The following is a 10,234-nucleotide window of genomic DNA, read 5'->3' as shown; positions in this document are numbered from 1 at the left end:
GGTGCCCTCGAAGCCGATCGCCAGCAGCACCAGGTCGGCGGGGAGTTCCCGCTCGGTGCCCGGCACCGGGGTGACCATGCGCCGGCCGTCCCGCTTCTCCACGGTCACCTCGGCGATCCGCACCGCCCGTACCGCGCCGGTGCCGTCGTCGACGAACTCCTGCACCGCCACCGCGAAGACCCGCTCGCCGCCCTCCTCGTGTGCCGCGTACTCCCGCAGGATCCACGGCCAGGTCGGCCACGGGTCGCGGGCCTCGTCGCGGGCCTGCGGCGGTCGCGGGTACAGGTCCAGCTGGTGTACGCCGGCGGCGCCCTGCCGGTGCGCCACGCCGAGGCAGTCCGCCGCGGTGTCACCGCCGCCGATGATCACCACGTGCTTGCCGGCCGCGTCGATCGGCGTGCCGTCGGGCAGGACCGCCGTTGCGGGCCGTCCGTCGCCGGCCGCGGCGACCACCCGGTTGGCGGCGACCAGGTGCGCCATCGCCTGGTGCACCCCGCGCAGCTGCCGGCCCGGGGTGTCGGTGTCCCGGCCCTGCAACGCTCCGCAGGCCAGCAGCACCGCGTCGTGTTCGGTGCGCAACTGCTCGGCGGTGACGTCGACGCCGACATCCACCCCGGTACGGAACACCACCCCCTCGGCGGCGAGCTGTGCCAGCCGGGTGTCGATGTGGTGCTTCTCCAGCTTGAAGTCGGGGATGCCGTACCGCATCAGGCCGCCGATCGCGTCGTCGCGCTCGTACACCGTGACGGCATGACCGGCGCGGGCCAGCTGCTGGGCGGCGGCGAGCCCGGCCGGCCCGGAGCCGACCACGGCGACCGACCGGCCGGACGGCGCCGGCACCGGGCGCGGCGCCAGTCCCCGCGCCACGGCCGCGTCGGCGATCTCCACCTCGACCTGCTTGATGGTCACCGGCTCGCCCCCGGCGATGCCGAGCACGCAGGCGGCCTCGCAGGGCGCCGGGCAGAGCCGGCCGGTGAACTCGGGGAAGTTGTTGGTGGCGTGCAACGACGCCGCGGCCGCGTCCCAGTTGCCGGTACGGACCAGGTCGTTCCAGTCCGGGATGCGGTTGCCGAGCGGGCACCCGGCGGTGTCGCTGTGGCAGAACGGGATGCCGCAGTCCATGCACCGGGTGGCCTGCTCGCGGATCAGCTCCTCGCCGGCCGGCGGGTAGACCTCCCGCCAGTCGCTGATCCGCACCGGCACCGGCCGGCGGGCCGGCATCCGCCGCGGGTAGCGCAGGAAACCGTTCGGGTCAGGCACGAGCCACCTCCTGGGCGACCACCCGCGGGGCGGGCGGAACCGGCATGGACGCATCGGCGGGCGCCGGCTGCGCCTGCTGGGCGGCCGGCGCTGCCAATGCGCTCATCACCGCGTCGTCGACGTCCTGGCCGGCGGCTTCGGCGGCCCGCATGATCTCCATCACCCGGCGGTAGTCCCGGGGTACCACGGCGGTGAACTCCTCCACCGCCTCCGGCCAGCGCTTGAGCAGCTCCTCGGCGACCGCCGAGTCGGTCTCGGCGAAGTGCCGCTGCACCAGTTCGTGCAGCCGCTCCCGCTCCTGCTCACCGGGCGCGGAAAGGTCGACCAGCTCGGTGTTGACCCGCCGGCGGTCGAGGTTCCAGACGAAGGCGGTGCCGCCGGACATGCCGGCGGCGAAGTTGCGCCCGGTCGGACCGAGCACCACCACCGTGCCGCCGGTCATGTACTCGCAGCCGTGGTCGCCGACCCCCTCGACGACGGCCACCGCGCCGGAGTTGCGTACCGCGAACCGCTCCCCCACCCGGCCGCGCAGGAAGACCTCGCCGTCGGTGGCGCCGTACAGGATGGTGTTGCCGGCGATGATCTGGTCCTCGGCGCGGCTGCCCGGCGCGGCGTCGGTAACCACGAACGGTGCCGCCGCGTCCGGCCGGACGACGAGCCGGCCACCGGAGAGGCCCTTGCCGACATAGTCGTTGGCGTCGCCGTTGAGCCGCAGGGTCACCCCGCGCGGCAGGAACGCGCCGAAGGACTGCCCGGCGGTGCCGCGCAGGGTGAACTCGATGGTGTCGGCGGGCAGTCCCGCGCCACCGTGCCGGCGAGTGACCTCGCCGCCGAGCATCGCACCGACGCTGCGGTGCTCGTTGCGCACCGCCACCTCCACCCGCACCGGGATGCCGTCGCGCAGCGCCGGCTCGGCCAGGGCGATCAACTCGTTGTCCAGGGCCAGCTCCAGCCCGTGGTCCTGGGCCCGTACGCCCCGGCGGGCCGCGCCCTCGGGCAGTTCGGGCAGGTGCAGCACCCGGCCGAGGTCGAGCCCGCCGGCCTTCCAGTGCTCGATCGCCGGGGCGACGTCGAGCAGCTCGGTGCGGCCGATCGCCTCGTCGATGCTGCGCAGGCCCAGCTCGGCCAGGTAGCCGCGGATCTCCTCGGCGAGGAAGAGGAAGAAGTTCTCCACGAACTCCGGCTTGCCGGTGAAGCGCTCACGCAGCACCGGGTTCTGGGTGGCGATGCCGACCGGGCAGGTGTCCAGGTGGCAGACGCGCATCATCACGCAGCCGGAGACGATCAGCGGGGCGGTGGCGAAACCGAACTCCTCGGCGCCGAGCAGCGCCGCGACGATCACGTCCCGGCCGGTCTTGAGCTGGCCGTCGACCTGCACGGTGACCCGGTCACGCAACCTGTTGAGCAGCAGCGTCTGCTGCGCCTCGGCCAGTCCCAGCTCCCACGGGGTGCCGGCGTGCTTGAGCGAGTTCAGCGGCGAGGCGCCGGTGCCGCCGTCGTGGCCGGAGATCAGGATGACGTCGGCCTTGAGCTTGGCCACGCCGGCGGCGACCGTACCGACGCCGACCTCGCTGACCAGCTTGACGTGCACCCGGGCGGCCGGGTTCACGCACTTGAGGTCGTGCACCAGCTGGGCGAGGTCCTCGATCGAGTAGATGTCGTGGTGCGGCGGCGGGGAGATCAGGCCGACCCCGGGGGTGGCGTGCCGGGTACGGGCGATCCACGGCCACACCTTGTTGCCGGGCAGCTGCCCACCCTCGCCGGGCTTGGCCCCCTGGGCCATCTTGATCTGGAGGTCGTCGGCGTTGACCAGGTATTCGCTGGTCACGCCGAACCGGCCACTGGCGATCTGCTTGACCGCGGACCGGCGGGCCGGGTCGTGCAGGCGGTCGACGTCCTCGCCGCCCTCGCCGGTGTTGGACTTGCCGCCGAGCCGGTTCATCGCGATGGCCAGGGTCTCGTGCGACTCGGCCGAGATCGACCCGTACGACATGGCGCCGGTGGCGAACCGCTTGACGATCTCGCTGGCCGGCTCGACCTCCTCGATCCGCACCGGCGGCAGCTCGCCGGTACGCAGCCGGAACAGCCCGCGCAGCGAACCGGCCTTCGCCGCCAGCTCGTCGACCTTGGCGGTGTAGGAGCGGAACACGTCGTACTGCCGGCTGCGGGTGGCGTGCTGGAGCAGGAAGACCGTCTCCGGGTTGAACAGGTGCAGCTCGCCGTCGCGGCGCCACTGGTACTCGCCGCCGACGGGCAGCCGGTCGGCGGCCTCGGCACCGGGCGCCGGCCAGGCCAGCGCGTGCCGGGCGGCCACCTCGGCATGGATGCCGGCGAGCCCGACCCCGCTGATCGTGCTCGGCGTGCCGCGGAAGTACCGCTCGACCAGCCGGGTCTCCAGCCCGACCGCCTCGAAGACCTGCGCGCCGCAGTACGACGACACGGTCGAGATGCCCATCTTCGACATGATCTTCAGGACGCCCTTGCCGAGCGCCTTGACGTAGTTGCGGACCGCCTTCTCCCGGTCGACGCCGGCCAGCGCCCCGGTGGAGATCATGTCCTCGACCGACTCGAAGGCGAGGTACGGGTTGACCGCCGCGGCGCCGTAGCCGATCAGCACGGCGGCGTGGTGCACCTCGCGGCAGTCGCCGGACTCGACGATCAGCGCCACCTGGGTACGGGTCTGCTCGCGGACCAGGTGCTGGTGCACCGCCGCGGTGAGCAGCAGCGACGGGATCGGGGCGAGGTCGGCGTTGGAGTCCCGGTCGGAGAGCACCAGGATCCGTACGCCGTCCTCGATCGCCTCGGAGACGTGCCGGCAGATCTCGGTCAGCCGGGCCTTGATCCCGGCGCCGCCGTCGCGGACCCGGTAGAGCCCGGAGACCCGGACCGCCTTGAACCCGGGCAGGTCACCGTCCTCGTCGATGGAGAGGATCTTGGCGAGTTCGTCGTTGTCGATCACGGGGTAGGGCAGCACGATCTGCCGGCAGCTCGCCGGGCCGGGGTCGAGCAGGTTGCCCTCCGGGCCGATGGTCGAGGCCAGGCTGGTCACCAGTTCCTCGCGGATGGCGTCCAGCGGCGGGTTCGTCACCTGGGCGAAGAGCTGGTGGAAGTAGTCGTAGAGCAGCCGGGGCCGGGTGGACAGCGGGGCGATCGGGGTGTCGGTGCCCATCGAGCCGATCGGCTCGGCGCCGATGCGGGCCATCGGCGCGAGCAGGATCTTCAGCTCCTCCTCGGTGTAGCCGAAGGTCTGCTGGCGGCGGCGTACCGAGTCGTGGGTGTAGACGATGTGCTCGCGGGCCGGCAGGTCGTCCAGCTCGATCAGCCCGGCGTGCAGCCAGTCGGCGTACGGCTGGGCGGCGGCCAGCTCGGTCTTGATCTCGTCGTCGTGCACGATCCGGCCGGCGGTGGTGTCGACCAGGAACATCTTGCCGGGCTGGAGCCGGCCCTTGGCGACCACGGTGGCCGGGTCGAGGTCGAGCACGCCCGCCTCGCTGCCCAGCACCACGAGGCCGTCGGCGGTCTGCCACCAGCGGCCGGGGCGCAGGCCGTTGCGGTCGAGCACCGCGCCGACGATCTCGCCGTCGGTGAAGGCGACCGAGGCGGGGCCGTCCCACGGCTCCATCAGGCTGGCGTGGAACCGGTAGAACGCGCGCTTGTCGGCGCGCATGTCCGGGTCGTTCTCCCACGCCTCGGGGATCATCATCAGCACCGCGTGCGGCAGGCTGCGCCCGGCCAGGTGCAGCAGCTCCAGAACCTCGTCGAAGTTGGCCGAGTCGGAGGCCGCCGGGGTGCAGACCGGGAAGACCCGGCGGATGTTGCCGGGCAGGTCCGGGGTACGTAGCAGCGCTTCCCGGGCCTGCATCCAGTTCCGGTTGCCGCGGATGGTGTTGATCTCGCCGTTGTGTGCGATGAACCGGTACGGGTGCGCCAGCGGCCAGGACGGGAAGGTGTTGGTGGAGAACCGGGAGTGCACCAGGGCGATGGCGCTGTCCACCCGCTCGTCGGTCAGATCCGGGTAGAACGCCGGCAGCTGGTCCGGGGTGAGCATCCCCTTGTAGACCATGGTCCGCCCGGACAGCGACGGGAAGTACGCCGGCACGCCGCGCTCGGCGGACTCCCGCTCGGCCTGCTTGCGTACGCAGAAGGCGACCCGCTCCAGCTCGATGCCGCGCAGCGGGGAGCCGGCCGGGCCGGCGGGGGTGTCGGTGAGCCGGTGCGCGGCGAGGAAGATCTGCCGCACCCGGGGCATCGCCGCGAGGGCCGTCTCGCCGAGGTCGGACGGGTCGACCGGGACGTCCCGCCAGCCGAGCAGGGCGGCGCCTTCGACCAGGGCGTACTTCTCGACCACCTGCCGGGCGCGGGCCTCGGCGGCATCGTCGTCGGGCAGGAAGACCAGGCCGGTGGCGTACTCGCCGGCCGGGGGCAGCGGGAAGTCCACCACCGCGCGCAGGAACGCGTCCGGCACCTGGATCATGATGCCCGCGCCGTCACCGGTGTTCGGTTCCGCACCCCGGGCACCCCGGTGGTCCAGCCGGCACAGCGCGCCGAGGCCGTTGGCGACCACCGTATGGGAGCGCCGTCCGTGCAGGTCCGCCACGAAGGCCACGCCGCACGCGTCGTGCTCGCGGGAGGCGTCGTAGAGGCCGGCAGGGGACGCTAGCTGGCCGTTTCGCGGCGCCGGCTGGGGGCGGTGAGGGTACGCAAAGGCCACCGGGCCTCCTGTCGTCACTCAGGGTGGATCATGGTCGGGACGACGTCGGCCCTTTGCGGATTATTGAGTCTACGTTAGGGCGCGGTGCGCAAGGCCAGTGCGGATTGATCACACCGTCCAGACTCTGGGACATGTAGTCTCGCGCGGTGGATATACGGCGCGCTGACCTGCTCGACCGGTTGGAGCGGTTCTACGACGCGGTGCCCCGGGATGCGGCCCGCGCGGAGAATCACGGTGCCTGTGTCCTGTTCGTCCGCGAGGGAGCCGGATGGCCGTTCTACGCCCGGCCGCGCCCTGGCGCGGACCGGCCGCCGTCGCTGGCCGACCTGGCGGTGGTCCGGGCCCGGCAGCGGGAACTGGGCCTGCCCGAGGCCCTGGAGTGGGTGCACGAGGTCAACCCGGAGCTGCTCGCGGTGGCCCGCTCGGCGGGGCTGGCCGTGCTGGAGGCCCCGCTGATGGTGCTCGACCCGGGCGCCGTGGGGGACCCGGCGACCTTCACCGACGTACCGGTGCGGCTGCTGGCGGCGTCCGCACCGACGCTCGCCGCGGACGTGGCCACCCGGCGGGCGGTCGCGGCGGTGGGATTCGCCGCACCCGGCACCGGCCGCGGCGAGGCCGGCCCGGCCCACCGCGACGCCGCCCGCACCGGCCTGGACGTCGCGGCGCTGGACGAGGAACGGGCCCGCATCACCGACGGCAGCCGGCTCTCGGCGCTGGCCGAGACACCCGGCGAGGGGGCGCTGGCCAGCGGAATGGCCATGCGGGTCGACGACGTGGCCGAGATCGCCGGGGTGGCCACTCTGCCGTCAGCCCGCCGCCGTGGCCTGGCCGCAGCGGTCACCGCAACCCTGGCCCGCGCCCTGCTGGCCGACGGCGTCGCGGTGGTCTTCCTCTCCGCCGGCAGCGAGGAGATCGCCCGGGTCTATCTCCGCGCCGGCTTCCGCCGCGTCGGCACCGCCTGCATCGCCGAACCCGCTCCCCTCCGCCCCTGACCCGCGACTCCTCGCGACCAAGGAGTTGTGGTGGCCGTTCGGTGCGCCTTCGTGGCTTTCGCCCCCCCAGCACAACTCCACGATCGGCGCGGGACGGGGGTGCGGGGTCAGGACGGCGGACGCCACTGGGCGGCCACGGCGGCGGCGCTGCCCAGCAGGCGAGGGGTGATGGTGCCGAGGGCGGCGTCGCGGGCACGCAACGCCAGCCGGCCCCGGGTCTGCAGCACGGCGGACATCCGTCGGGTCTGCCGGACCACGGCCGCGGCGCGGGGGCGGCGCGACCGGTCGTACGCGACCACCGCGTCGGGCAGCCGCGACTCCCGCAGCAGCGCGGCGAGCGTCGCGGCATCCTCGAAGGCGAGGCAGGCCCCCTGCCCGAGGTGCGGCGGCATGGCGTGGGCCGCGTCGCCGAGCAGCACCACGCCGCCCGGCCCGACCGGGAAGCCGTACGCCCGCGGCAGCGGGCGCAGCTCACGGATCTCCTGCTGCACCAGGTCGGCCGGGTCGGTGGCGGCCAGCAGCTCGTCGACCGGCGCGGGCCAGCCGGCGTACCAGCGGCGCAGCAAGCCCAGCTGCGTCTCCGGCGGCTCGGGTCGGGGCGCGCCGGCCGCAGTGGCCATCCAGTAGATGCCACCCCGGCTGGAGGCGCCGGAGGAGCCGCGCTCGCCCAGCGAGGCGGCCACGAAGCGGTAGCCGGCACCGAGGATCTCCCCACCGACGGGTTCGCCGACGGGCAGGCTCGGCGCCCGGTACCAGGGGATCACCGCCCGCCAGGCGGCGCACCCGGAGCTGACCACGCCCGCCTCGGGGGCGAGCTGGCGGCGGACCACACTGTCGGCGCCGTCGGCCGCGACCACCAGGTCCGCCTCGAACGTGTGCCGGCCGTCACCGACCGCGGGGCGCAGCCCCGCTGCCGCCCGCACCGTCCGCACGGTCACCCCGGTACGCAGCTCGACCCGGTCGCCCAGGCCGGCGATCAGCGCGTCGTGCAGGTCCTCCCGGTGCACCACGACCGGAAGGCGCTCGACCGGGGTCTGCCGCGGCTGCACCAGCCAGTGCCCGTCCGGGCGGCGTATGCCGCTGTCGGGCAGCGGGGTGGCGATCGCGTCCAGGCCCGCGCCGAGGTCCAGCGCGCGCAGGGCACGGACCCCGTTGGGCCAGAGCACCACGGCGGTCGGCTCGGGGCGGATCCGGTCGGCCCGTTCCAGGAGGGTGACCTGCCAGCCGGATCGGGCGAGCGCGCCGGCGACCGCCAGGCCGCCGAGGCCGCCGCCGACCACCACCGCGGTCCGCATGGTGCCGCCCCTCAGCTGTCGCGGTCGGCGGGCCGGGCCGCCGCGGACTCCGTCGCCTCACCGTCGGCGATCCGGGCCGAGGTGGCCCCCGCCACGTCACCCGCCACGGGCTCGCCGTCCGGCTGCTCCCCGTCGAGCGAGGACCCGCCATCGGCGTCGTCCCCCGGCTCGGGCGGCGCCTCGCCGGTCTCCCGCCAGTGCTGGAACTGCTCCTCGCTGACCACCCGGTACCCCTCGGGCGCGGCCGGCTCGGCGGCCTGCTTCGCCGACAGGTCGACCTGGGAGATGTCGGAGTCGGCCGGCGGCACGGTCGCGGCCGGCACGCCGATCGGGATCAGGTACTCGCGCGGCCCGCGGACCCGCAGGAAGTAGATCAGCGCGCCGAGGAACACCAGCGCCGCGGTCCAGACGTTGAGTCGTACGCCGAGGATGGTGTTGGCCTCGTCGGTACGCATCATCTCGATCCAGAACCGGCCGGCGGTGTAGCCCATCACGTAGAGCGCGAACGCCCGACCACGGCCGAGCTTCAGCCGGCGGTCGAGGAAGTACACCAGCGCGGCGACCCCGACGTTCCACAGCGCCTCGTAGGCGAAGGTCGGGTGGTAGAGCCCCTCCTCGAGGATCGGCCGGCCGGTCTCGTCGCGCAGCGCCTGGCCGCCGTCCATCCGGTGGATCTCCAGCCCCCAGGGCAGGTTGGTGCGCCCACCGTAGAGCTCGTTGTTGAACCAGTTGCCGAGCCGGCCGATCGCCTGGGCCAGCGGCAGGCCCGGCGCCAGCGCGTCGGCGACCACCGTGAACGGGATACCCAACTGCCGGGCGGCGATCCAGGCACCGACCGCGCCACCGGCGACCGCACCCCAGATACCGAGCCCACCCTCGTGGATGAAGAAGATCTTGACCCAGTCCCCGCCGGTGCCGAAGTACGGCGCCGGCGAGGTGATCACGTGGTAGATCCGGGCGCCGATGATGCCGGCCGGCACCGCCCAGAGGGCGATGTCGAGCACCGCACCGGGGGCGACGCCGCGCTGACGCAGCCGCCGCTCGGTGACCCAGCAGGCCACCACGATGCCGGCGATGATGCACAGCGCGTACGCCCGCAGGGGGAATGGGCCGAGATGCCAGACGGCGGTGCTCGGGCTGGGAAGGGCGGCCAGTGGCATTGGCGAGGCGAGACTCACGGGTGCAAAGGCTACCGCTGCTGACCCCCCTGGCGTCACCCCGCCCACGCGCCGATCCGGCCACCCCACGGCCCCACCCCCGCGATCTGGGCACTGTCCGCCTTGGCAAACCCGGACATCAATCGCATTCGGGCGACACAAGGTCGGCGATCGGTGCGGTTTGTGAGGTGGGGAACGGCGCGGGGTGAGGTTCAGCGGGTGGAGGTACGGACGCCGTCGGCCAGGTCGGCGCTGAGGGTGCGTAGGGCGGCCAGGCCGGCGGCCTCGTCCGGCGCGTCCAGCAGGCAGCGGATCAACGCGCTGCCGACGATCACCCCGTCGGCGTACCCGGCGACGGTGGCGGCCTGCGCCCCGGTGCCCACACCCAGCCCGACACCGACCGGCAGGTCGGTGGCCTCGCGGACCCGGGACACCAGCACCGGCGCCGCCTGCGAGGTCTGGGTACGGGCTCCGGTCACCCCCATGATCGCGGTGGCGTAGACGAAACCACGGCAGTGCGCGACCGTCATCGCCAACCGGGCGTCGGTGGACGACGGCGCGACCAGGAAGGTGCGGTCCAGCCCGTACGTGTCCGAGGCGGCGAGCCACTCGTCGGCCTCGTCCGGAATCAGATCGGGCGTGATCAGCCCGGTGCCACCGGCCGCGGCGAGGTCCCGGGCGAACGCGTCGACGCCGTACCGCTCGATCGGGTTCCAGTAGGTCATCGTCACCCCTTCCGCAGGCCGCCGCGACCGGCGCGGCGTGGCGGTACGGCTACAGGGGCTGCGCCGCCGCTTCGGCACGGTCCCGGCGCTCGAC

Annotated in this window: 6 protein-coding genes; 1 reads left to right on the top strand and 5 read right to left on the bottom strand. The window is 73.8% G+C overall.

Annotation, left to right across the window (positions count from 1 at the left end):
* Together AB0M52_RS23935 and gltB are read right to left on the bottom strand one after the other, a co-directional pair.
* Positions 1-1,260, bottom strand: a 1,260-nt coding sequence (locus AB0M52_RS23935) for a glutamate synthase subunit beta (protein ID WP_363957634.1), incomplete at its 3' end; no start/stop codon positions are given.
* Positions 1,253-5,971, bottom strand: coding sequence for a glutamate synthase large subunit (gene gltB / locus AB0M52_RS23930; protein ID WP_363957631.1), 4,719 nt, complete (start codon positions 5,969-5,971; stop codon positions 1,253-1,255). The genes gltB and AB0M52_RS23935, both read right to left, overlap by 8 nt.
* A 146-nt stretch (positions 5,972-6,117) precedes the next feature.
* Between gltB and AB0M52_RS23925 the strand changes: the two genes are divergently transcribed.
* Positions 6,118-6,963 (top strand): GNAT family N-acetyltransferase, encoded by an 846-nt coding sequence (locus AB0M52_RS23925; RefSeq protein ID WP_363957629.1) that lies wholly within the window; start codon positions 6,118-6,120, stop codon positions 6,961-6,963.
* A gap of 107 nt (positions 6,964-7,070) precedes the next feature.
* Here the strand turns inward: AB0M52_RS23925 and AB0M52_RS23920 are convergent, their stop codons facing one another.
* The 3 genes from AB0M52_RS23920 to trpA form a co-directional block, all read right to left on the bottom strand.
* Positions 7,071-8,258 carry an NAD(P)/FAD-dependent oxidoreductase gene (locus AB0M52_RS23920; protein WP_363957626.1) on the bottom strand — a complete coding sequence of 396 codons (1,188 nt, stop codon included), beginning with the start codon at positions 8,256-8,258 and terminating at the stop codon, positions 7,071-7,073.
* Positions 8,259-8,269: 11 nt separating this feature from the next.
* Entirely contained in the window at positions 8,270-9,436 is a 1,167-nt protein-coding gene (lgt, locus tag AB0M52_RS23915) for a prolipoprotein diacylglyceryl transferase (RefSeq protein WP_363957623.1), read from the bottom strand.
* A gap of 191 nt (positions 9,437-9,627) precedes the next feature.
* A partial coding sequence (gene trpA / locus AB0M52_RS23910) for a tryptophan synthase subunit alpha (protein ID WP_363957620.1) occupies positions 9,628-10,234 on the bottom strand: 607 nt, incomplete at its 5' end.

Source organism: Micromonospora sp. NPDC051296, from assembly GCF_040682255.1.
Lineage (GTDB): Bacteria > Actinomycetota > Actinomycetes > Mycobacteriales > Micromonosporaceae > Micromonospora > Micromonospora craterilacus.
Note: the sequence above shows the minus strand (reverse complement) of the source record. Positions and strands in the feature narration are given on the sequence as shown.

Bases quoted from the DNA above. Each gene is read 5' to 3' on its own strand.
- AB0M52_RS23920 (WP_363957626.1), bottom strand. From the start codon at position 8,258: ATGCGGACCGCGGTGGTGGTCGGCGGCGGCCTCGGCGGCCTGGCGGTC.